This is a genomic window from Mesorhizobium sp. M7A.F.Ca.CA.004.06.1.1 (genome assembly GCF_003999135.1).
Lineage (GTDB): Bacteria > Pseudomonadota > Alphaproteobacteria > Rhizobiales > Rhizobiaceae > Mesorhizobium.
On the sequence record NZ_RZPQ01001157.1, the window covers coordinates 1 to 1,172 of the forward strand.

A 1,172-nucleotide genomic window follows, 5' to 3' on the forward strand; every position below is an offset into this window, starting at 1 on the left:
TGTTTCCAGCGCATGACGCATATGAGAAAGCCGCATAGCAGCCCTCTTTTCAATTAATCCCTTGTAAATAATCGTAAATTTTGGGCACCTTGCCCAAATCTGTCGCAACCGATGTCGCATTTCATATCAAGCGCTTCGCTTTTGCGATTTAGTTTCTGCTTACACAAGCCTATATCGGCGCCAGCAAACGAGCTGCCCCACTCCATCAAGCGAAGGCGACCCGTCTGAGCAACAAATGGAGATGATTATGAAGCTTTTTGCACGCCTCTTTGCCCGCCGCGAAATGAACCTGACCACCGCCCTCGAGCGTCAGCGTCTCGCCAACACCATGCCCGGCCAGACCGGCGCCATGAATGCGGCCCGCCTCGGCTTCGTCGCCTGAAGATTTTTAGGGGCAGCGCATCCCTGCCGCTGCTTTAAAACTGTAACGCCGCCTGGCTCCAGCCAAGGCGGCGTTTTTGTTTTGCGCGCAGGCAGTACGTTGCCCGTCCCTTGAACAGTTCGTGCCACTTCCAGGGCTCGCTGCACGCCGATTGCCCGTTTGCGACCCATGTCGCAAATTTAATCTCGTCGTAGCGGCGTAGCCGATTGACAGACATGGTTTTTCCTGATGTCGCTATGCTATTCGCGACATCCTGTTCGCGCCATGGCTGTGTGAGGTTCCCTTGAACGCCGTAAAGCATCCGATCAAGCGATCGTTTGTATTCTTCCTTATTCCCGATTTCACCATGATCGCTTTTGCGACCGCGCTCGACCCGTTGCGTTCGGCCAATCGCATGCTCGGCTACGAGGCCTATCGCTGGCGCCTCGCCAGCATCGACGGCAAGCCGGTGCGCGCCTCGAACGGGGTCGAATGCGCGGTCAACACCTCGCTCGAGGACGAGCGCAAGAAGATGGCAGGCCCCGACCGGCCGAACATGGCCATCGTCTGCAGCGGCATCAATGTCGAGCGCTACCAGAACAAGTCCGCCTTCGCCTGGCTGCGCGAGGAATACAATCGCGGCGTCGCCGTCGGCGGCCTGTGCACCGGCGCGCATATCCTCGCCGCCGCCGGCCTGCTGTCCAACAAGCGCTGCGCCATCCACTGGGAGAACCTGCCGGGCTTTTCCGAAGCGTTCCCGAAGGCCAACGTCTTTGCCGACCTCTTCGAGATCGACCAGAACATCTACACC

At 58.3% G+C, this 1,172-nt stretch carries 2 protein-coding genes; both read left to right on the top strand.

What is annotated here, in order from left to right; genetic code table 11:
- Positions 1-247 precede the first annotated feature (247 nt).
- Positions 248-382 carry a hypothetical protein gene (locus EN906_RS38860; protein WP_013531161.1) on the top strand — a complete coding sequence of 45 codons (135 nt, stop codon included), beginning with the start codon at positions 248-250 and terminating at the stop codon, positions 380-382.
- Positions 383-665: 283 nt separating this feature from the next.
- Positions 666-1,172: AraC family transcriptional regulator (locus tag EN906_RS34745; protein ID WP_164777639.1), on the top strand; the 507-nt coding region annotated here is incomplete at its 3' end.